The sequence below is a fragment of the Mesorhizobium sp. M1399 genome, from assembly GCF_040317735.1.
In the GTDB taxonomy this organism is placed as follows: Bacteria; Pseudomonadota; Alphaproteobacteria; order Rhizobiales; family Rhizobiaceae; genus Mesorhizobium.
This window is the reverse complement of sequence record NZ_JAMYKZ010000010.1, coordinates 162,012-183,471: the sequence shown is the minus strand read 5'-3', so window position 1 is coordinate 183,471 and position 21,460 is coordinate 162,012. Positions and strand designations below refer to the sequence as shown.

21 protein-coding genes are annotated in these 21,460 nt (G+C 63.0%); 7 read left to right on the top strand and 14 right to left on the bottom strand.

Annotated features, from left to right (window positions below; translation table 11 throughout):
* Window positions 1-35: 35 nt before the first annotated feature.
* Window positions 36-1,415, bottom strand: a complete 1,380-nt coding sequence (locus tag NKH05_RS19255; protein ID WP_023721218.1) for a serine hydrolase domain-containing protein — start codon at window positions 1,413-1,415, stop codon at window positions 36-38.
* 318 nt (window positions 1,416-1,733) lie between these two features.
* On the opposite strand from NKH05_RS19255, the gene NKH05_RS19250 reads away from it, so the two are divergent.
* Window positions 1,734-2,531 (top strand): glycoside hydrolase family 25 protein, encoded by a 798-nt coding sequence (locus NKH05_RS19250; RefSeq protein WP_352481550.1) that lies wholly within the window; start codon window positions 1,734-1,736, stop codon window positions 2,529-2,531.
* Between the two features lie 80 nt (window positions 2,532-2,611).
* Entirely contained in the window at window positions 2,612-3,784 is a 1,173-nt protein-coding gene (locus tag NKH05_RS19245) for a lytic murein transglycosylase (RefSeq protein WP_023721220.1), read from the top strand.
* Between the two features lie 94 nt (window positions 3,785-3,878).
* On the opposite strand, the gene NKH05_RS19240 is transcribed toward NKH05_RS19245, so the two are convergent.
* Entirely contained in the window at window positions 3,879-4,772 is an 894-nt protein-coding gene (locus tag NKH05_RS19240) for a LysR family transcriptional regulator (protein ID WP_023721221.1), read from the bottom strand.
* Window positions 4,773-4,895: 123 nt separating this feature from the next.
* Here NKH05_RS19240 and NKH05_RS19235 point away from each other — a divergent pair, with 123 nt between their 5' ends.
* Window positions 4,896-5,627 carry an SDR family oxidoreductase gene (locus tag NKH05_RS19235; RefSeq protein ID WP_352589852.1) on the top strand — a complete coding sequence of 244 codons (732 nt, stop codon included), beginning with the start codon at window positions 4,896-4,898 and terminating at the stop codon, window positions 5,625-5,627.
* Between the two features lie 129 nt (window positions 5,628-5,756).
* Here NKH05_RS19235 and NKH05_RS19230 read toward each other — a convergent pair whose 3' ends face one another.
* Window positions 5,757-6,977 (bottom strand): alanine racemase, encoded by a 1,221-nt coding sequence (locus tag NKH05_RS19230; protein WP_352786644.1) that lies wholly within the window; start codon window positions 6,975-6,977, stop codon window positions 5,757-5,759.
* A gap of 226 nt (window positions 6,978-7,203) precedes the next feature.
* On the opposite strand from NKH05_RS19230, the gene NKH05_RS19225 reads away from it, so the two are divergent.
* On the top strand, window positions 7,204-8,121 hold the full coding sequence (locus NKH05_RS19225) for a DMT family transporter (protein WP_352680281.1): 918 nt from the start codon (window positions 7,204-7,206) through the stop codon (window positions 8,119-8,121).
* Window positions 8,122-8,157: 36 nt separating this feature from the next.
* Here NKH05_RS19225 and NKH05_RS19220 read toward each other — a convergent pair whose 3' ends face one another.
* The 4 genes from NKH05_RS19220 to NKH05_RS19205 all read right to left on the bottom strand — a co-directional run bounded on the left by NKH05_RS19220 (window position 8,158) and on the right by NKH05_RS19205 (window position 11,810).
* Entirely contained in the window at window positions 8,158-8,847 is a 690-nt protein-coding gene (locus NKH05_RS19220) for an RES family NAD+ phosphorylase (RefSeq protein WP_352855178.1), read from the bottom strand.
* Complete coding sequence (locus NKH05_RS19215) at window positions 8,848-9,285, bottom strand: antitoxin Xre/MbcA/ParS toxin-binding domain-containing protein (RefSeq protein WP_023721226.1); 438 nt, start codon at window positions 9,283-9,285, stop codon at window positions 8,848-8,850. It abuts the gene before it with no gap.
* Window positions 9,286-9,870: 585 nt separating this feature from the next.
* On the bottom strand, window positions 9,871-10,788 hold the full coding sequence (gene metF / locus NKH05_RS19210) for a methylenetetrahydrofolate reductase [NAD(P)H] (protein ID WP_023676795.1): 918 nt from the start codon (window positions 10,786-10,788) through the stop codon (window positions 9,871-9,873).
* Window positions 10,788-11,810, bottom strand: coding sequence for an ArsR/SmtB family transcription factor (locus tag NKH05_RS19205; protein WP_352495782.1), 1,023 nt, complete (start codon window positions 11,808-11,810; stop codon window positions 10,788-10,790). The genes metF and NKH05_RS19205 overlap by 1 nt, the downstream gene beginning before the upstream one ends.
* Before the next feature lie 139 nt (window positions 11,811-11,949).
* Between NKH05_RS19205 and tsaA the strand changes: the two genes are divergently transcribed.
* Together tsaA and NKH05_RS19195 are read left to right on the top strand one after the other, a co-directional pair.
* Window positions 11,950-12,474 (top strand): tRNA (N6-threonylcarbamoyladenosine(37)-N6)-methyltransferase TrmO, encoded by a 525-nt coding sequence (gene tsaA / locus NKH05_RS19200; protein ID WP_352495781.1) that lies wholly within the window; start codon window positions 11,950-11,952, stop codon window positions 12,472-12,474.
* Entirely contained in the window at window positions 12,471-12,782 is a 312-nt protein-coding gene (locus tag NKH05_RS19195; protein WP_353025891.1) for a DUF2293 domain-containing protein, read from the top strand. The genes tsaA and NKH05_RS19195 overlap by 4 nt, the downstream gene beginning before the upstream one ends.
* A 108-nt stretch (window positions 12,783-12,890) precedes the next feature.
* On the opposite strand, the gene NKH05_RS19190 is transcribed toward NKH05_RS19195, so the two are convergent.
* The 7 genes from NKH05_RS19190 to NKH05_RS19160 form a co-directional block, all read right to left on the bottom strand.
* Window positions 12,891-13,436 carry a gluconokinase gene (locus NKH05_RS19190; RefSeq protein ID WP_352495780.1) on the bottom strand — a complete coding sequence of 182 codons (546 nt, stop codon included), beginning with the start codon at window positions 13,434-13,436 and terminating at the stop codon, window positions 12,891-12,893.
* 5 nt (window positions 13,437-13,441) lie between these two features.
* A complete protein-coding gene (locus NKH05_RS19185) occupies window positions 13,442-14,428 on the bottom strand; it encodes an ABC transporter permease (RefSeq protein WP_353025890.1) in 987 nt (328 codons plus the stop codon).
* Window positions 14,425-15,405 carry an ABC transporter permease gene (locus NKH05_RS19180; RefSeq protein WP_023675830.1) on the bottom strand — a complete coding sequence of 327 codons (981 nt, stop codon included), beginning with the start codon at window positions 15,403-15,405 and terminating at the stop codon, window positions 14,425-14,427. The genes NKH05_RS19185 and NKH05_RS19180 overlap by 4 nt, the downstream gene beginning before the upstream one ends.
* Complete coding sequence (locus NKH05_RS19175) at window positions 15,402-16,943, bottom strand: sugar ABC transporter ATP-binding protein (RefSeq protein ID WP_352595379.1); 1,542 nt, start codon at window positions 16,941-16,943, stop codon at window positions 15,402-15,404. Before NKH05_RS19175 ends, NKH05_RS19180 begins: the two co-directional genes overlap by 4 nt.
* 79 nt (window positions 16,944-17,022) lie before the next feature.
* The gene (locus tag NKH05_RS19170) at window positions 17,023-18,147 is read right to left on the bottom strand and encodes a sugar ABC transporter substrate-binding protein (RefSeq protein WP_352855176.1); all 1,125 of its coding nucleotides are present in this window, start codon (window positions 18,145-18,147) and stop codon (window positions 17,023-17,025) included.
* Between the two features lie 301 nt (window positions 18,148-18,448).
* Entirely contained in the window at window positions 18,449-19,477 is a 1,029-nt protein-coding gene (gene gntR / locus NKH05_RS19165) for an HTH-type transcriptional regulator GntR (protein WP_352481561.1), read from the bottom strand.
* A gap of 168 nt (window positions 19,478-19,645) precedes the next feature.
* Window positions 19,646-20,878, bottom strand: coding sequence for an MFS transporter (locus tag NKH05_RS19160; RefSeq protein ID WP_352495777.1), 1,233 nt, complete (start codon window positions 20,876-20,878; stop codon window positions 19,646-19,648).
* A gap of 176 nt (window positions 20,879-21,054) precedes the next feature.
* Here NKH05_RS19160 and NKH05_RS19155 point away from each other — a divergent pair, with 176 nt between their 5' ends.
* Entirely contained in the window at window positions 21,055-21,342 is a 288-nt protein-coding gene (locus NKH05_RS19155) for a DUF3175 domain-containing protein (protein ID WP_352481563.1), read from the top strand.
* The last annotated feature ends 118 nt before the right edge of the window (window positions 21,343-21,460 follow it).

Here is a 21,460-nt window from a genome sequence, read left to right as displayed (position 1 = left end):
TTTGCAGGCCGGTATCACCTGAGTATCGATACAGCCTAATGCAGCGCCTTGACCAGCGCCGCCACCATTACCTGCGGCCGGTAGCCGAGCCTGGCCGGCGTCAGCCCGAGCCGCACCACAACCAGCTGCTCGGAGGGAATGATGGCGACCGTTTGCCCATCATGCCCCTCCATCCAGTAGGTGTCCTTGGGCAGGCCGGCGGCAATGCCGGCGCCGGGATTTTCCTCGTCGCCCGGCCCTTCGATCCATAATTGCCCCTTGCCGTAGACCTTCGAGGCAGTTGCCGGTTCCCGCATCCAGTCGACGAAGCCGGCGGGCAGGATCGCCTTGCCGTTCCAGACGCCACCCTGCAGCAGGAATTGGCCGAAGCGCGCCCAGTCGCGTGCCGTGGCATAGAGATAGGACGAGCCGACGAAGGTGCCGTGCTCGTCGGCCTCTAGCACCGCGCTCCGCATGCCGAGCGGATCGAACAGCGCGACCCTCGGCCACGCCAGCGCCTTGTCCTTGTCGCCGATCGCGTCCTGCCACAATCGGGACAGCATCACCGCCGTGCCGCTCGAATAGGAAAACACCTTGCCGACCTCGCCGGTCAGCGGCTTGGATCCGGCAAAGCCTGCCATGTCCGGTTCGAGATAGAGCATGCGCGTCACATCGGCGACGTCGCCATAATCCTCGTTGAATTCCAGTCCGCTCGACATTGCCATCATGTCGGCGAGGCTGATCACGGCACGGCCATCTGCTTGCCAGGGTCGAAACAGGCCCTGGTTGGTGATCGCCAGCTTGCCGTCCTTCATCAGCGTGCCGACGATCGCCGCATTCACCGTCTTGGTCATTGACCAGCCCAGTAGCGGGGTCTTTTCGGAAAAGCCGTCGCCATAGCGCTCTGCGACGATGCGGCCGTTCTTGACCACCACCACCGCCCGCATGCCAGCACCGGTCAATGCCGGATCGTCGAGGATTGCCGTGACCTCGGGATCCTGCGAGGCATCGGCCTTGTCGCCCTCCGGCCAGATCGCATCGGGCAGCGGCGCCGGCGTCGGTGCAACTCCCGCGACAGCCTTGGCGGCGGCAATATCGCTGTCGGGAACCGAGGCGCAGCCGAGCCCGTCGCGGGCGACCGCGACACTCTTGCCGAGCCCGCCGAACAGGCCCGCCGAAACCGTTCCCTTCTCCTTGTCCACCGACACTCTCATCAGCTTCAGCAGCGGATGGCCCGGCGCCTGCACATCGACGGCGAGCACGTCGTCGGCGTCTCGCCCTGCGATGAAGACGTTCGAACAGACGATCTTGGCCGAATAGCCGGAACCGACGCGGATCAGTTCCGGCGGCGCGAAATACAGCCAGCCGGCGAGCATCGCAGCGGCCAGCACAGCCAGGCCCAGCAGCCATTTGACGAACTTCAGAAGGATCTGCATTTTTTTCGAATTCCCCCCGAGCGCGATCTATGTCATCGATTTGCCGCCATTGTTTCGGCAAAATCGCGGCTCTTGTCGAGCGCCGTCAACCGAATATCAACCATGATCGGCGATCACGAGGGACTGGGCGATTCTGTGGGGTGATCGTCCGGCTGGGCTTGCATGCATGTGTCCCAAACTGCGCAACGGTTTGGGAATGCATGAAACGAAGATCCAGGCGCTTCGCGTAAGTCAGTTTCAAACGCGTCGCGCCCGGTCGAGGGGCCACCCGCGGAAAGACCCATCAGCGGCCGGCTGAAACCGGCTCGGGAAGTAGCGATGCGCCGTTTCGCGGTCCTCATCACGCTGATGCTGCTTGGTGCCTGCTCGACGGTCGATGATCTGACGCCATCGCTGTCGTCGTCCAGCGCCCCGACGGTTGCGGTACGCGCGCCCCGTTTTGCCGATTCCGACCCGCATGAATGGGATAGCGGCGCACCGTGGAGCTACGCCGTCCACGGCACCGACGTCTCCAAATACCAGACATCGATCGACTGGCCGGCGGCCAGGGCCAGCGGCATCTCCTTTGCCTTTATCAAGGCTACCGAAGGCGGAGACCGGTTCGATGAAGCTTTCAACGAGCATTGGAGCCGCACGAAGGCCTCGGGTATCCCCCGTGCCGCCTATCATTTCTTCTACTTTTGCACGCCGGCCGCTACCCAGGCGCGCTGGTTCATCCAGAACGTGCCCAAAGACAGTTCGGCGATGCCGCCCGTTCTCGACATGGAATGGAACCCGAAATCGCCGACCTGCAAGCTGCGGCCAGATTCCGCCACGGTACGCAGCGAGATGAGCACATTCCTCAAAATCGTCGAAAAACACTACGGCAAGAAGCCGATCATCTACACGTCGGTCGACTTCTTCGAAGATAATGGTCTATCGGGTTTCCGGGGCTACCCCTACTGGCTGCGCTCCGTCGCCGGGCACCCGCGCCAGAAATACGGCAGCCATCCATTCACCTTCTGGCAGTATACCGGAACGGGCGTCGTGCCGGGCATGGCCGGAAACGCCGACATCAACGTCTTCAACGGCTCCGAAGCCGCCTGGAAGAAGTGGTTGCGGCAGAACACCCGTTGACACCAGGCCTGCCGCCTGCTTTTCGACACAGCCAATGACGAATACCCGCAACCGCTGGTAATCTTCTCGGAAGGATGGCGATGCGATCGCGCTTTGGAATTCTCGCGGCGCTGCTCCTGACCGCCGTGCCGGCCGCGGCACAGCAATGCGGCGGCGATTTCGAGGCATGGAAGCAGGGCGTGGCGGCGGAGGCCAGGGCGGCCGGCGTCGGCGCTGCCGGCCTTGATGCGCTGGAAAACGCCACCCTCGATGAGAAGGCGCTGGCACGCGACCGCGCCCAGGGCGTCTTCACCCAGACCTTCATCGAATTCTCGAACCGCATGATCTCGTCGCATCGACTGAAGCAAGGCGCGGCCAATCTGCAAAAATATGCCGAGATCTTTGCCCGCGCCGATCGCGAATTCGGCGTCCAGGCGCCGGTCATCGCTGCTTTCTGGGCCCTGGAAACCGATTTTGGCGCCGTGCAAGGCGATTTCCACACACTGAACGCACTGGTCAGCCTCTCGCATGACTGCCGCCGCCCGCAGTTGTTCCGGCCGCAGATCGTGCCGCTGCTGATGCTGATCGATCGCGGCGTGGTGCCGGCCGACGTGACCGGTGCCTGGGCCGGCGAGATCGGCCAGACGCAGATGTTGCCTTCCGACTATCTCGGCCACGGCGTGGACGGCGACGGCAATGGCCTGGTCGACCTGCGCGGCAGCGCGCCTGATGTGATCATGAGCACGGCCAGCAAGATCCAGTCGCGCGGCTGGAAGCGCGACCAGCCCTGGATCGAGGAAGTCCGTGTGCCCGACGATTTGCCGTGGGAGCAGACGGGACGCACCAACAAGCTGCCGTTGATGCAATGGACCCAGTGGGGCGTTACCAGGCCCGACGGTACGCCGCTTCTCGACAACGGCCTGAAGGCCGGCCTGGCGCTGCCCATGGGTCGCAAGGGGCCAGCCTTCCTGACCTACGACAATTTCGACGTCTATCTCGAGTGGAACCAATCCTTCACCTATGCCCTGACCGCGGCAAATCTTGCCGCCCGGCTGGGGGGCGCGCCGCGATTCGATCCGCGCAACCCGGAACCCGGCCTCAACGGCGACCAGATGAAGGCGCTACAGACCAAGCTCGAGGCGAAAGGCTATGACGTCGGCACCGTCGACGGCATTCTAGGCACCAACACCCGCGAAGCGATCCGCAAGGAGCAGATGCGGCTGGGCCTGCCGGTCGACGGCTGGCCGACGCTCGAGCTGCTGGCGGGGCTGTGAGGGCGGTGAATGGTGAATGGTGAATGGTGAAAAGAATAGCACCGGAGCCGCACTGAACACCAGAGCTACTACTATTCACTATTCACTATTCACATCACCGCCTGGCAAGCAAGAAATCGATGAAGGCTCGCAGCGGCGCGGGAACCTGCCGGGAACTTGCGTGATATAGATAAAAACCCGGAAATCTCGGCGACCAGGCTTCGAGAAAGCGGATGAGCTTTCCCGCTTCGATCCACGGCCGGACCTGGTATTCCAGCATGTACGCCACGCCGACCCCATCCAGAACCGCCCCGATCATCAGGTCCGTATCGTTGACCGTCAGGCCACCGCTGACGGCCACTTCCAGGGCACGTTGGCCTCGGGCGAACTCCCACCGGTAGAGATTGCCGCCGCTCGGCCACTGGAAATTGATGCACTGGTGCTGATGCAGGTCCGCGGGGTGACGGGGTATCGGGTGATGCTGCAGATACCTCGGCGCCGCCACTGCAGCCATCTCGAGCTCCTCGCTGAGCTTCACAGCCACCATATCCTTGTGCAGCCGCTCACCCAGTCTGATTCCAGCATCGAAGCGGCCCTCGACGATGTCGGTGAGCATGTCGTCGACAATGATTGTGAGGGCGATATCGGGATAGGCGCGGCGGAAATCGCCGAGGATCGGCGCGATGAAACGCGTGGCGGCGATGCGCGGAACATTGATGCGCAGCGAGCCTGCTGGCCGGCCGCGTGATGCATGCGCGTCCGCGACGGCGCCTTCCAGTTCGCCGAATGCCGGTGCGATGCGGGCAAACAGCTTCTCGCCCTCAGCGGTCGGCGACATGCTGCGCGTGGTGCGGTTAAGCAGGCGGACACCGAGACGCTCTTCCAGCCCACGTATCGTCTGGCTGAGTGCTGGAGGCGAAATCCTGAGCTTGGCCGCGGCGCGGACAAAGCTTCCCTCTTCGATGATTGCTGCAAATGCCGTGAGTTCGGAAAACTCGCTTCCTCGCATTATGTACCTCAGGCTTAACAAGTCAGTTAGATAATAGGCTATTCTCTGAGCAATAGCATGCCCCTAGCTTTTCCCCGGAACGCCGCTCGATCGAGGCGGCCGTAGCCAGACGAAGGAACAGCCATGCATCGTCCACTCGAAGGCAAGACCGCACTTGTGACCGGCAGCTCGCGCGGCATCGGACGCGCCATCGCCGAGGGGCTCGCGGCCAAGGGTGCTGCCGTGGTCGTCAACTATGTCGGCAACGAGAAAGCAGCCAGGGAAGTCGTTGCCGCCATTGAAGGGATTGGCGGAAAAGCCGTCGCCATCCAGGCGGACGTCTCCAGCATCCCCGACATTCGCAAGTTGTTCGACGAAACCGAACGGCAGATGGGGCCGATTGACATCGTCGTAGCCAATGTCGGCGTCGCCGTCATAAAGCCGCTCGTCGAGGCCACCGAAGCGGACTTCGATCATGTGTTCGGGGCCAATGCCAAGGGCACCTTCTTCACGCTTCAGGAAGCGGCGCGCCGCGTTCGCGACGGTGGCCGCATCATTGCCGTCTCCACCGGTGGAACGAAGATGTTCTTCACGCACACGGCGCTTTATCTCGGCAGTAAGGGAGCCGTCGAGCAGTTCGTCCGCGTCCTCTCGCGCGAACTCGGCCCGCGCGCCGTTACCGTGAATGCGCTTTCGCCAGGCTTCACCGACACCGACCTGCTTCCGGAGCGGGACCGGGCCGTGGCCGCCGGCATGTCGCCCTTCGGCCGGATCGGAGCGCCGCGCGACGTCGCCGATGTCGCGGTTTTCCTGGCTTCGGACGAAGCTCGCTGGCTGACCGGCGAGAACATCCAGGCCGGCGGCGGAGTAGCCTGACGCGGGTGAATGGTGAATGGTGAATGGTGAATGGTGAATGGTGAATGGTGAATGGTGACGATTCACCGGAGCGGACGGAACGCAAGAACTACTTCCATTCACTATTCACTATTCGCTATTCACCATCAACTAATCCGCCATCGTCTCCAGGCTGGCAAACCCCTGCGGGGCATCGCCTTCGTCGAATGGCGTCGCCACCTCGACGAAAGTGTCGGGATAGAAGCCGTTGAACCGTGTTCGGAGCGACAACGAATAGGCGCCGATATGGCCGATCTCGATCCAATCGCCGGTATCGACGGTTTCGGGCAGCCAGAACGGCCGCGACAATATGTCGACGGAATCGCAGGTCGCGCCACAGACCTTGAACGGCACGATGGTCTTGTCCTCGCCATTGCGCGAGCGGATCGCCGGATCGGGGATGAAGCGTGCCGGCAGCGTGATCTTGCCGGTCCATGAATCCGACAGCGACGCCCAGATGCCGTCATTGATGTAAAGCCTTTTGCCCTTGCGCAGCAGCACGCGCACGATCAGCGACAGGCAGCGCGCCACGATCACTCGGCCGGGCTCGGCCACCAGCGGCATCTGGTCGAATTGGTACTCCTGGAGGTCGCCCGATAACCGCGACATGATCTGGCCGAGCGACGGCATTTCCGGTTTGCGGCTGTTCGGGTCATGGCCATATTCGGCCGGAAAGCCGCCGCCGACATCGAGCCCGGCAATGTCGAAACCGACGCGGTTGCGCACCCAGTCGGCGGAGGCCAGCGCCCGCTCATAGGTGTCGGGATCCTCGATCTGGCTGCCGACATGAAAGCACAGCCCGACCTTGTAGCCGGTCCGGTTCAGCCGTTCGGCGAGTTCCACCGCATTGGCCGGTCCGGCGCCGAACTTCTTCGACAGTTCGTAGGCCGCCGAGCCTTTCGTCTGGATGCGCACGAACACGGTGATCGCGCCCGGATCGATGTCGAGCGCCCGCACCACCCTGGTCAGCTTGGTGATTTCGTCCTCATGGTCGAGCGAAATGACGCGAATGGCGTACTTTTCCAGCGCCAGCCTGATGTCCGACTGCGCCTTCACCGGGTGCATGTAGAGCATCTCGGCGTCCGGCGAGACGGCGCGCACGGCGGCGAATTCGCCGGGCGAGGCCACATCGAAGGCACTGACGCCGGCCTCGACCAGGGCGTTGAGCACGATCCGCTCGCCATTGGTCTTGACCGCATAGGCGGTCTTGCCGGGAAACATGCCCATGAACTGTTTGGCGTCCGCCTTCAGCACCTGCGGGCGGAAGCAATAGATCGGATCGTCCGGGCGAAGCGCCAGCGCTGCCTCGCGGGCATTTTCGAATCGCTGCATGGACGAATCCCTTGACTGAGGCTGCGCACAATTAATCCAAGCTAGCGGCTAATGAAAACAATTCTATGTCTCGCCGCCCTGGCTTCGCGGCGCTACGCCGGTGCTGCACGCCGAGTTATGAGCGAGCTAGGCCATCGCTCAGGTTTCGGGTGGCCCTTGCGGCCGGATCGGGTATGGCGTGAACAGACGCCTGAAGAGCAAGGCATCTCGTCTGGGAGGACGACCAATGGCGATAGCTGCCACCACCACGATGCGCGGGCCGATGGTGCTCAAGGACTGGGCGCAGCTTCTGCTGCTCGGCGCCGTCTGGGGCGGTTCGTTCTTCTTTGCCCACATTGCGGTGGCGGAACTTCCGCCGCTGGTGCTGGTGCTGTTTCGCGTCACCATCGCTGCGATCGCGTTGCAGCTCTATCTTGCGGTCCGCGGCCCGTCGTTTCGCCTCGCCTTGCCGCATGCCGGCCTGTTCTTCCTGCTGGCGCTCGCCAACAATGTCATTCCTTTCTCGCTGATCTTTGCCGGCCAGACCGAGCTTGGCGCCGGCGTCGCCTCGGTGCTCAATTCGACGACGCCGTTCTGGACGCTGATCCTCGCCAACGCGCTGACCAGCGACGAAAAACTGTCGTGGAACAAGCTTGCCGGCATCGGCCTCGGTATCGTGGGAACTGCGGTGATGATCGGTCCCGGCCTTGTCGCCGGGCTCGGCGGTCCGGTCTGGGCGAAATTCGCGCTCATCGGAGCATCGCTATCCTATGCGGTTGCGCTGATGATCGCCCGCCGCTTCAAGGGTGTGCCGTCACCGGTCATTGCCACCGGCCAATTGACCTGCTCGACCATCATTATGATCCCGGTCGTTCTGTTCACCTATGACGCCGCCAATCTGTTTTCGGCCTCGCCGCCGGTGTGGGCGGCGGTGCTGGCACTGGCTCTGCTGTCGACGGCCTTCGCCTACATCCTCTATTTCAATCTCGTCGCCTCGGCCGGCGCCACCAACGCCTCGCTGGTCACGCTGATCGTGCCGGCCAGTGCCATCCTGCTCGGCTTCCTGTTCCTGGGCGAGCGGCTCGAACTGTTCGAACTCGGCGGCATGGCGCTGATCGCCCTCGGCCTCGTCACCATCGACGGTCGCCTGTTCGGGCGGCGTTAGAGATGGCGCAGCGAAGTTGTCGCTCCCGATCGTGCGCTATATGGGCGTGATCGCGGGAACAGATGAACCCTGCCATTCCAGACGCCAGATACCGCCTTGCCGGAGATTCTGAACGAGATCGGGAAGGAAGGCGGCAAGGCAGGTCCCGCCAACATGTCTCACGGAAGGATACACAAGACCGGTCGCGGCGTCTTGCTTGCGAAGTTGCTTCGCCAGCGCCTGACCGGCAGGATAGGCTAAGACAGTGTCCGGATCGAGAACCGGGTCCTTGCTGAACTCAGCACCGCGCAGATCGTGAAACGAGCCTATGAAGTCGGCAACGAGCTCCGCGTAGTCGGTGACGTTTTCGAACCGTTCGATCGCGGCAAGCTCGCGCGTCAGATGAAAAGAGACCTCGCCGAGCGCGGTTTCCGCATCGAACGCACAGTACCAGACGCCCCTGGCATCATCGTTGAAACGATTGCCGCCCGGACGGGTGTAAGCGAACGCCGCATTGATGAAGGTGTAGCCCGGTCTCCCGAAAACCAGTTCGCGCGGATCGAGGTCGGGCAATCCCCTTTGCTGCGCCTGAAGGCGGCCGCTGGTGGCCCCTTCGAGCTCCGCAAGGTCCTCCAAATCTCCATGATTCCTGGCCAACGGCATCAGGACCGGTTCCTTGAGCCTGCCTGTCGAAATCAGCCGGATCGTGTCGCGCTGGGAAATGTCAGCGCGTGGTGGGATCTGCATTCAAAGTCCACCGCGCAAAGCGTCGATATGTTGGCGAACCTGCAGCAGCTTCGGAATGCCGCCCTCGATCATCACGTCCAGGGGGCGCCGGCCACCATAAAGAGGCCCTTTGTTCGGCAACCGCACCCATTCATCGGCAAGCCCTTCGGAAAACAGAAGCCGCAGTCCCTTGAAGATGCCGATCAGGGCGCTGATGCGTGTCAGCGAATCCTGGGAGAGAACGCCCTCCCACTCGCCTTTCTTCATGCGGAACCAGGTTCTCTCCGACACGTCGCCGATCAAGGTACAGATCTCGGTGCTGGTCAGATGCCAGATGGCTGCGAGCCTGACGATGCCGGCAACAGCAGCTGGCGTGATCCGCGCCCGTGCCGAGGCATCCGCCAGATTTGCCGGCAAAGCCTGATTTGCAGGATCGCGAACCGCATAAGCGACACTCATTCCAGCCTCCATCAATTGGCAGGCAATATACTGCCAATTGGCAGAAAATTCAAGTCCTGGCTATCTCACAACGCTGCTGGTTGCCCACCGCATTCGTATAGCGTGCAGCACCCGGTTGGACATGGAAAGGACGCTCTGACGCTCCGAACCTTCAGTCGGTCCGAAAATCGAATCCGATTTCTGGAGCGGTAGCGCTGCCATTCTCGTTACTGCCCCGGCTTTGCCACAGATTATTCACAGGTCCCGAGCCGGCTTTTGACAAAGAGTTTCAATGCCTAACGGCAAACGGCAGGTCGCAAATTCCACAATCTCGTCGCATTGCAGCAAAGTTTCTGCTTGCCTGTGGCACAAATGACCCTAGACTCTCGCCATAGCTCTTTAAGAGGAGGCTATGACATGGGACTGACGAGGCCGATCAACGCATTGATGATTTGTGCTGCGTTTGCATTCATCGGCGCCCTCATTATGGGCGTCCTTCCATAAGGCCGCTAAGCGGGGGAAGACCAGCACCGAATACTACAACCATTGAAAGGGCCGGGCATTTTGCCCGGCCTTTTGCATTCCCCCGATCTTTGACATTTCGCATTACGCCGCGGCCGATCCAGCTGCCTCGACTTCGTGCGACCTGATGCCGATCATGTGGCAGATGGCAAAGACCAGATCGGCCCGGTTCATCGTGTAGAAGTGGAAATCGCCGACGCCGCGCTCGACAAGGTCCAGCACCTGCTCGGCCGCAACCGCGGACGCCACCAGCGCATGCGTTTGCGGGTCGTTCTGCAGCCCATCGAAGCGCTCGGCCAGCCATGCCGGCACCAAGGCGCCGCAACGCGCCGAGAAGTTGGCGACCTGGGTGAAATTGTGCACCGGCAATATGCCCGGCACGATCGGTATGTAGATGCCGGCCCGCCGTGCCCGCTCGACATAGCGTTCATAAAGATCGTTGTCGAAGAAGAACTGGGTGATCGCCCGCGTCGCTCCATTGTCGGCCTTGCGCTTCAGCATGTCGAAGTCGGTGGCGAAATCCGGGCTTTCCGGATGCTTTTCCGGATAGGCCGAGACCGATATGTCGAAATCGCCGGCGCCCTTCAACGCGTCGACCAGCTCGGCGCCATTGGCATAGCCTTCCGGATGCGGCCGGTAGGCCGCGCCGACGCCCTCGGCCGGATCGCCGCGCAGGGCGACGAAACGCTTGACGCCCATATCGGCGAACTCTCGGATCACCGCATCGACCTCGTGACGCGCCGCATCGACGCAAGTCATGTGCGCCGCCGGCGTCAGCGTCGTTTCGTTGAGGATGCGCTTGACGGTGCGGGCCGTGCGCTCGCGGGTCGAACCACCGGCGCCATAAGTGACGGAGACGAATTTGGGCTTGAGCGGCTCCAGCCGGGTGACCGTATCCCACAGCCTTGCTTCCATCTCGTCGTTTTTCGGCGGAAAGAACTCGAACGAAACCCTGACCTTGTCGCCGATGTCGGGGCGGCGGGAGAAGCGGAACTGGTTCATCAGGCGGTTTCCCCTATCGGATACGCATTGGCCGGTTGTCTGTCGTTGGAAGGCTCGGCAATCAGCATGCGCCGATCGCGGCCGAGCCAGAGTTTGACGGTGAGCTTGGCCTCGTTGCCGCCGTGCGGCTCGAATTCCTGGCTGTCCTCGAGATTGAGGCCAGCCTCGGAAAACCAGTCGCCGATTTGCCGGTCGGAAAAGCCGAGACGCATATGCGCGTGCTCCTCGCGCAAGAACTCCAGCGTGTGCGGCGCGAAATCGACGATCACCAGCCGGCCGGCCGGGCGCAACAGCCGTGCCGCCTCGCGGATGGCGCGGGCAGGATCGTCGAGATAATGCAGCACCTGATGGATGGTAACGAGATCGAAGGCGTCGCGCTCGACCGGCGGCGCAAAAATATCGCCCTGCCGCACCTGCGCATTCGAAACGCCGGCCTTGTCGAGATTGGCGCGCGCCACCGTCAGCATCTCGCGCGACATATCGATGCCGACACCGCGCCGATAGAGCGGCGAAAAGATCTCGAGCAGGCGCCCGGTGCCGGTGCCGAGATCGAGCATCGACTGGAACGGCCGCTTGCCGACGAGCTTTACGAGTGCTGCTTCGACCGCGCGGTCCGGCACGTGCAGCGAACGGATATGGTCCCAGCTTGCGGCGTTGACCGAGAAGTATTGGGCGGCCCGGTCCTGCCGCTTGCGCTTGACCGCGGCCAGCCGTTCGAGATCACGCTCGACCTGTGGATCGGCGCCGCGGATGCCGGAGACCAGCCTGAGCACGAAATCGCGCGACGTGTCGGAATCCGAAAGCCGGAAGAAGGCCCACGAGCCCTCCTGGTAGCGGCCGATCAGCCCGGCCTCCAGCAGCAATTTCAAATGGCGCGAGACGCGGGGCTGCGACTGGCCGAGGATTTCGGTGAGATCGGAAACGGTTAGATCGCCGCGCGACAGCAGCGCCAATATACGCAGCCGGCTGGATTCGGCTGCCGCCTTCAACGTATCTACCATCGTGTCGAGAGCGACATGCATGCGAGCATTCTCTTTGAAAAGATATAAACATATGTTTATGTCGATTTTGATAGGCTTGCAAGCGCTATGTCGCTTCCGGACAAGAAAATGACGCATGCGTGGCGGATCGCGCAAAGCCGCAAGCATCGAGGCGAGAACCATGTTCGAAACGCGCAGCGGCGAAAAGCTTCTGGAAACCGACCCGGAAACGATGCCGCCGGATGGCCATGTCGTCTTCATCGGCCGCATCGCTTCGCCTTGGACGACACGGGAAACCTGCCCCAAAAACATGAGGGCCGCGCGGGAGACAGGACAGCCGGCGCACTTGGTCATCGACCCGCTCTACCGGGATGGCCTGCTTGGGCTGGAACGCGCCAGCCACGTGATCATCCTGTCCTGGCTGCACCATGCGCCGCGGCAACTGATTGTCCAGAAACCCCGCCATGCAGTTGAACCGAAGGGCGTCTTTTCACTGCGCTCCCCTGCCCGGCCGAACCCAATTGGGCTGCATGTAGCCAGGCTGGTTGCCGTCGACATCGATATCGGCCGCATCGATCTCGACGCCATCGACGTGCTCGACGGCACGCCGGTCATCGACATCAAGCCCTATTTCGCTTCGACCGATGCCTTCGCCGAGGCGACCATGGCCGGGCGGGACGAGTCACCCAGATCGGATGAGCAGTGAGCGCCCCGACCGGCCGCCGCCGCGCCATCGCCAAGGCACTGACAGCGCTCCTGCCGCTGGGGCCCTATGCCGACATGGAAAAAATCCGTGCCGATGCCGGCGCCGTGCATATGAAGACCTTGCCACCGAGCATTGCCGTATGGCTGGCGACAATAGCCCACATCCGCCATATGCACACCGACTACGAAAAGCTGCTGGCCGAAGGCTATGACCGCGATTCCGCGCGCTTCTTCGTCATCGAACAGACCAACATCGTGCTCACCCGCTGGCGCGCCACCCGCTTGCTCGACGATGGCGATGAGGCATAGAGCGATGCAAGCACACGCGTCGAGTTCTACGCTCTTCACCATTGTGATTGGCGAAATCCAGGGATGACAGCCAATCTCGAAAGTTGCAGGACTGAACGAGGCGCTAAACTAGCGTGCCAGCAAGCTCAAGGCAGTCGCGACGATGTCGGCGACCGGACGCGTGCCATCCAAGGTTATTGCCGCCTCGTCCGTCGCTGGCGCCTCCAGCGTGGCGAACTGGCTGTCGACCAGGCTTGCCGGCATGAAGTGGCCCTTGCGATTGCCGACGCGCCGCATCGCCGTTGCCGGGTCGATCTCCAAATAGACGAAAACGATATCCGGGCAAAAGCCGCGCAGGCGATCGCGATAGCTGCGCTTCAGCGCCGAGCAGGCGGCGACCACACGTTGCCCGCTTGCGATCGACGCGGCCATGCGCTGGCCGATCGCGTCGAGCCAGCCTGCGCGCAGCGCGTCGGTAAGCGGTTGTCCGCTCGCCATGCGCGCGACGTTTTCGGGCGGATGCAGCCTGTCGCCTTCGATAAAGAGGGCGCCCAATGCCGCTGCAAGCGCTTCGCCGACGACCGACTTGCCGCAGCCGGCAACGCCCATCACCACGATGGCGGGTATCGTTCGAACAGTGCTCGCCGGCTTATATGACACGTCGTTCCCGGTCATGCAGGTCAGCGGCTTGCCGGCGCGCGGCCATAGAGCAGCAGCATGGCGACGATGACGACGCCGTAGATGATCTGCCGCCCCGCCTCCGGCATCTGCATGACGGAAAGGATGGATTGCAGGAGCGTGATCAGGATGACGCCGGCGACGGTGCCGAGATAGGAGCCGCGCCCGCCGAGGATCGAGGTGCCGCCGAGCACCACCGCGGCGATCGACGGCAGCAGATAGGCATCGCCCATCGACTGTGCCGCCTTGGAGGCATAGCCGGCCAACAGCACGCCGCCGAAGGCGGAGAGCCCGCCCGAAACCGCAAAGGCGATCATCACCACGCGCCTTGTATCGATGCCGGAAAGATAGGCGGCACGCTCGCGATTGCCGATGCCGTAAACGGTGCGGCCGAAGCCGGTGCGGGTCAGCACGAACACCATTGCGGCGCCGATCAGCGCCCAGATGAGAACGGCGTTGGGCACGGCAGGAACGGCAAAGCCGGTCGCCAGATAGCGCATCGCACCGGTCGCCGAATCCTGCGGCGAGAAACCGCCCGTGTAGACCACCATCAGCCCCTGCGCGACGGCGTTGGTGGCAAGCGTGATGATCATCGAGGGAATGCGCAGATAGGCGACGCCGATGCCGTTGACGATGCCGATCAGAACACCGCAGAAGATGCCGAACGGAATGGCAAGCGCCACGCCGACGGTACCGTATGCGGCCGCGGCGCAGGCCATCATGGCGCCGGCCGCCACCGACCAGGGCACCGACAGGTCGATCTGGCCGAGCAAGATGACCAGCATCATGCCGATCGCGATGACGCCGAGAAACGACGCCACCTTGAGCTGCTGCAAAAGGTATTCAGGCGACAGGAAGCTGCGCGAATAGAGGCTGCCGAGGAACAGCAGCAGCACGATACAGGCGAACGCCGTCAGCACCGCCGGGTCGGCGCGGCGGAGGAATTTCGGCATGCGGCCGGCGAGACCACTCACAGTCGTTTCGCTCACAGGAACCACTCCAGCCGGTTGCGGACCCGAAACAGGGCGAACGCGCCGAGGCTGACCGCGATCAGCAGAATGACGCCCTGGAACAGGGGCTGCCAGAGCGGATCGAAATCGAAGACGAACAGCAGGTCGCCGATGGTGCGGAAGGCAAGCGCGCCGAAGATCGCGCCGATGGCGCTGCCCTTGCCGCCGAACAGCGACACGCCGCCAAGCACAACCGCGGCAATCGAAAACAGCGTATAGGCGTTGCCGCTGGCATAGGCCGCATCACCGGTATAGGTGAAGAACGTCAGGAACAGCCCGCCGATCGCGGCAAGCAGACCGGCAAGCGCATAGGCGGCGAACTTTCCACGCCGGATCGGCACGCCGGACATGTAGGCCGCCATCTCCGAGGAGCCGGCTGCATAAGCGGCGCGGCCTAGCACCGACCGGCTGAACGGCACCCAGACCACGAGCACGACCGCCAGCAGCGTCACCAGACTCGCCGGCACAAAACCAAACAGGCGCCCGGTCAGCGCATCGGCGAGCCCTTCATTGACCGAGCCGCCGGGAAACGGCCGAAGCAGCAGCGCGATGCCGAAATAGACCGCGCCGGTGGCGATGGTGGCGACGATCGGCTGCAGGCGTCCATAGATGACGATGGCGCCGTTGATTGCCCCGCACAGCAGCCCGGTGCCGAGCACGGCGAGGACGCCGAAGGCGGTCTCGATGCCGGTGCCGACGACCAGCCACGAGGCCAGGCAGTTGGTCAGCGTGAAGATCATGCCGACCGAGAGATCGATGCCGGCGGTGATCACCACCAGCGTTTGCGCCATGGCGACGAAGGCGAGCAGCACGCCCTTGTTCGAGGCCGTCTGTACGACGTTGGCGGTGAAGCCCGCCGGATGGTTCGAGGTGTAGATGACGAACATGACAACGAAGATGCCGAACGCCAGCAGCGTTCCGCGCTGTTCGGCAAGCCAGTAGCGCCAATCCTTCACGCGTCCGCTCCTTGCCTTGGCATCTCTTCGTGAATGTTGAGCGCGCTGGCGATCAGCGCCCGCTCGGTGATTTCGGCGCCGACCAGTTCACGCTTGACCGCGCCGTCATAGAGCACCAGCACGCGGTCGCAGCAGCCGATCAGCTCGTCATAATCGGTCGAATAGAAGAGGATCGCCGCACCCTGGTCGGCAAGCTTGCGCATCAACTGGTAAAGCTCCTGCTTGGTGCCGACATCGATGCCCCGCGTCGGGTCGTTGAGCAGGATGATGCGCGGCTGCCGCATCAGCCATTTGGCGATGACGACCTTCTGCTGGTTGCCGCCGGATAGCGCGCCGACCGGAATGTCGAGCCCGGCGGTCTTGATCGCCAGGAGACCGACCATATCGTCGATCAGCCGCTGCTCGGCGGCGCGATCGATGATGCCGGCCCTGGACAGCCGGTCAAGGGCGGCGAAGGAGAGGTTTTCGCGCACCGTCATCGGCAGCATCAACCCTTCGGTCTTGCGGTCCTCCGGGATCAGCGCCATGCCGATCCGGTCATCGCGCGCCGCAGCCGGACTGGCGATCGCCACCGGCCTGCCGTCGATCAGTATCTGGCCTGACAGGCCGCGCAGCACACCGAAGAAGGCGAGCAGCAATTCGCGCTGGCCCTGGCCGTCGAGGCCGCCAAGCCCTACCACCTCGCCCGCCCCGACCGACAGCGAGACATCGTGCAGCCGATCCGTCCATGACAGGCTGCGCGCCTCGAGAACCGGCGTGGCTGCGGCAGCCGCCCGCGCGGGCTTGGGCGGAAAGATGTGGCTGTATTCGCGCCCGATCATCAGTTCGACGACCTCATTGTCGCTCTTGGTGCCGGCCGCATAGCTGGCGACATTGCGGCCATTGCGGAACACCGTGCACTGGTCGGCCAGCTCGGCGATCTCGTTCATGCGGTGCGATATGTAGAGCAGCGCCAGCCCTTCCGAACGCAACCGCTTCAACACGGCAAAAACCCTGGCGACGTCAGCCGCGGTCAGCGCCGAGGTCGCCTCGTCGAGGATCAGGATGCGCGGCTTGCGCGCCAGTGCCTTGGCGATCTCGACCATCTGCCTTCTTGAAAGAGGAAGATCCTTGACCAGCGCCAGCGGATGGATATCGGAAGCGCCGGCGCGAGCCAGGGCTTCTTCGGCGATGCGGCGCTGCGCCTTGCGGTCGATCATGCCGAAACGCTTCGGCGGATCGGAAATGACGATGTTGTCGGCGACGCTGAGTTCGGGGACGAGCGACAGTTCCTGGAAGATGCAGACGATGCCGGCCTGGTTGGCAGCGGCCGGCGAAGCGAAGGTAACTTCGCTTCCGTCCAGCATCATGCGGCCCTCGTCGGGCGCAACGACCCCCGCCATGACCTTGATCAGCGTCGATTTGCCGGCGCCGTTCTCGCCGAGAATGGCGTGGATGCTGCCTGGAGTGACCGACAGTTCGGCCTTCTCCAGCGCCCGCACGCCGCCATAGCGCTTGGATATGCCTTCCATGCGGAAGAGCGGAACCGCACCGTCCATCGGCCCTCCCCAGGCGCTTGGCAATCAGGATGTCGAGCGCCGACGCCGCGGGATTCCCGCGGCGTCGGGCTGTCGGAGTTTACTGGTTTTCCTTGCTCTGGCCCATGATTTCCTGCGCCGTGAAATTGATGCCGCAGGTCGGGAAGGAATTGCCGACGAAGAAATTGTCGGACTGATCGGGGAAGAAATCCTGGCCTGCCTTGAAGTTCGGATCCTCGACGATCGCCAGCGGCAGCTTGACCGCTTGCGGCACGACCTGGCCTTCAAGTGCTGCAATCGCCGTCTTGATGGCAACCGCGACCTGAGCCGGGCCGGTGCCGGCCGACGAGCATTTCAGGCCGTCAGCGGCGAACTTGGCGCAGAATTTGCGGAAGCCGTTCTCCGTCTCGCCGCCGAACGGCACGAACGGATGCTTGGCATCGATCATCGCCTGCACGATGCCGGTATCGCCGCCCTGTCCGGTAATGCCGTCGAAGGGGCCGTTGGTGGCAATGGCATCGGCCGTAGCCTTTTGAGCAACGCCGTCATCCCACTTGCCGACGACCTCGGTGACATCCCATTTCTTGCCGGAAGCGTCGAGAACCTCGTGGATGCCGTTATGGCGATCGGTGTCGACGGACGTGCCGGCGACGCCGCGCACTTCCAGCACCTTGCCGCCGTTCGGCACGTGCTTGACCAGCCAGTTGGCCCACAATTCGCCAAGGCCTTTCTGGTCGACATTGACGTTGATGGCATCCTTGGTGTCGAGGATGTTGTCGAAGGCGACCAGCACCACGCCGGCTTCCTTGGCCCGCTTGATGACAGGACCGAATGCGGTCGGGTTCTGGGCGTTGACGACAATCGCGTCATAGCCGGAATCGATGAAATTGTTGATTGCCGAAATCTGGGCCGGCACGTCTTCGCCGGTCGAGACCACCTTGAATTCCTTGAGCTTGGCCGCGACCTCCGGCTGCGCCGCATAGGCCTTCGCCGTCTGCACCATCTGGATGCGCCACGTGTTGGCGATGTAGCCGTTGGCCAGAGCGATGCGGTACGGGCCGTCTTTTTTGGGGAACTTGAAGAACTGCGTATCGGCAGACCAGGGCGCGAAGCACTCAGGCTCGGCCGATGGCCCCTTGACGATTTCAGGATCGGCGATCGCCGACGAGCTCAGCATGACAAAAGCAGTGGCGGCAACGATACCGCCAACGAGTGACTTGATCATCGATATTCCTCCCAGTTGCAGTTTTGTTTGTTGTTACGTCGATGAATTTGCGCGTTCCCGGCCCGGCACCTCCCGCCTTACCCGTTGCGCGTTCAGGTGGCCGAATGCCGACCCGATTTCCTCCTTTATTGCCCGGCTAATCCCGCAAAAAACTATCATATTATACATAATAAACAAGCATGAGCTGTCGCTTATGTATAATAAACAGACTCCGCTCTTCGAGGCGAAATTCCGACCGTGGAAAGTGGTAGCGCTACCATGACGTTATGTAAAGCGCCATTTACATTGCGTTGAGCTCGCTTCAGCGCGCCGTGCTTTCACGTCGCTTGAGTTCGAAGCCGAGGTCGACGACCCGCTGCTCCGGCCTGTTGCCCTCGATAGCCGCAAGCGCCATAGCGACAGCCCGCCGGCCGATCTCGTAGCGATAGGTCCGAACGCTGGTGACCGACGGGAAAGCAACCTCCATCATGTCCAGATCGTTGAAGCCGACGATGCCGATCGTCTTCGGCACGGCGATCGAAGCGCGATGGCATTCGAACAGCACGCCAAGCGCGATATCGTCATTGTTGCAGAATACCGCGTCGAGGCTCGGCACCTTGGCCAGCGCGTCGCGGAACAATTCGCGGCCGAGTGTCACGCTGGAGGGCACCGGCGTCGTGGTCGTGAGCCTCGGATCGAACAGGCCGGCCGCCTCCATCGCCGCGCGATAGCCGGCAAGCCGCCGCTGCGAACGCGGATCCATGCGCGCGCCGATGAAGCCGATCCGGCGATAGCCCGCCTCGATCAGATGTTCCGCCGCCGCCTTGCCGCCCTCGAAATGTGAGAAACCGACCATCATGTCGACCGGATCGGGCCCGGTCTCCATCACCTGCACGACCGGACAGCCTGCCGTTTCCAGCAGTTTTCGCGAGGCCGGCGTCTGGTCGATGCCGGCCACGATCAGCGCCGCCGGGCGTTGCGGACCAAACACCTGCAGCAGCCGCTCTTCCTCGAGGCCGGAATAGTGGGTGTTGCCGAGCTGGATGCGGAAAGGGCCGTCCGACAGGCTGTCGTAGATGCCGCGCACCACTTCGGCAAAGACGTTGTTGGTAAGCGACGGTACCAGGACGCCAAACACCTCGGCGCGCGCCGACGCCAGCGCCCGCGCATTCGGGTCGGGCACATAGCCGAGCTCGTTCACCGCAGACTCGATCTGGCGGCGCAGATCTTCCGAGACGCGCCCCGGCTCACGCAAGGCGCGCGATACGGTAATGGCGCCGACGCCGGCCTTGCGGGCGACGTCGGCGATGGTCGGGCGGCCGCCGCCGCGGCGCGAGCGCGGCTTGATCACTATACTCGTCCCGACGCCGGGCAACCGCCCAGACGCGACCGTGAGACGATGTTCAGGGTCTTTGCCACTGCTGCCTTGCCAACCCGTTGCCACACCTTGTCTGGCGTCGCGCAGCCCTCGGCTATTGTCAAGCGACCGCCGGAGAGACTGTGCCCGTGTCGCCGTGCTTCAGGCCGTCACAGCAGCGCTCCACCGGGCCTTCCACAGCAGCAGCACCATGGCCAAAATGTTCAGCAGGTTCCAGGCAATGCCGTTGAGGAACGCGGCGGCATACGAACCGGTCAAATCGTAGATCCAGCCCGACATCCAGCCGCCGATTGCCATGCCGAAGATGGTCGCCATCATGACGATGCCGACGCGCTGGCCAGCCTCTTTGGCAGGCATATATTCGCGCACGATGATCGCATAACAGGGCACGATGCCGCCCTGCGACAGGCCGAAGACCAGCGAGACGACATAAAGCGAGGCAAGCCCGTCGAACGGGATGTAGAACAACAGCGACAGGCATTGCAGCACCGAGCCGATCAGCAGGGTTTTGACGCCGCCGATGCGATCGGCAAGGAAGCCCGAGCCAAGCCGACTGACGACGCCCGCCGCCAGCATGATCGACAGCATATCGGCGCCATGCGCCACGCCGTAGCCGAGATCCATGCAGTAGGCGACGATATGGACTTGCGGCATCGACATCGCCACGCAGCAGCCGAGTCCGGCGACGATGAGCAGCGCCTGCAAGGCCGCCGGCGACAGCGAGATCGGCTGGACCACGCGGCTGCCCGGCGATCCGGGAGCCGCGTGGGGCGGTGCGCCGCGCCGGAGCAGCAGGATCAGCGGCACCATGGTGACCAGGCAGACGACGCCGATCGCGGCATAGGTGAAGCGCCAGCCTTCGGTCTGCATGACATAGGGCATCGCCGTCGGCCAGATCGCTCCGGCGAGATAGTTGCCGGACGCGGCAGCCGTCACCGCAACGCCGCGGCGCCGGTTGAACCAGTGCGAGATGTCGGCAATCAGCGGCCCGAAGATCGCCGACGAGCCGACGCCGATCAACAGGCCCTGGACGAGGGTGAACTGCAGGATCGAACTGGTCAGCGACGCCAGCAGGAAGCCGGCGCCAAGTGTAATCGCGGCAATCAGCGCCGGAACCCAATACCCCACGCGGTCGATGGCGCGGCCGAACAGCACATTGCCGGCGGCAAAGCCGACCATGGTCGCAGTATAGGGCATCGAGGCAGCGGCGCGATCGACGCCGAATTCTGCCTGCACGGCGGGCAGCACCACGACCACCGCCCACATGCCGACCCCGCCTATGGTTGCCAGCAGCATCGAGACGCCGAGCCGTATCCAGGCATAGGCACTGTCGATGCCGGAACTTGCTGCCTGGTTTGAGACGATGGGGGTCAAGAACGTTTCCTGTCCGCAGTTCTTAAATCGGCGGTTCTGACCACTATCAGCGCATTCGCATCGCGGAGCAGCGCCACGACGGGCCAATCCGTGGCTCCAGGGATGCGGGCCGAAGTGGAACAGTGGCGCACCATAGGGCGTTTTCTTTTCGAACGAGCTTGTGGAAGGAGTTTGCCATGACCGCGCAACGGAAATGGTCTGCCGACGTCACCGAGCATAGCGACGCGCTGGATCTCGAGGAGCACATCTTCGAATCCCACGATCCGAGGAAGATCGCCGCCTCGCTGAGGCGGTCGGCCGAGCACAGCGACCGGCGCAAGGCGGGGCCGTTTCAATCCGCCATGTCGATGCTGAATTTCTACATCAACCGCGCCGGCAAGAACCTGCCGGCGGCGCAGAAGAAAGTGCTGGAGGACGCAAAGGACGAACTGCGCGTCCTTTTTGGCCGCCCAAAGGAAGACTAGAATCGGTCACTATTGATTGGTTCTGCCAAATCAGGCTGAACTGGACCTAGTGACAGGGCCTCTTTGTCGCCAGTCTGCAGGCTGGCTTGCATTCGCAAGCCTGCAAAAGCCTGGCGTC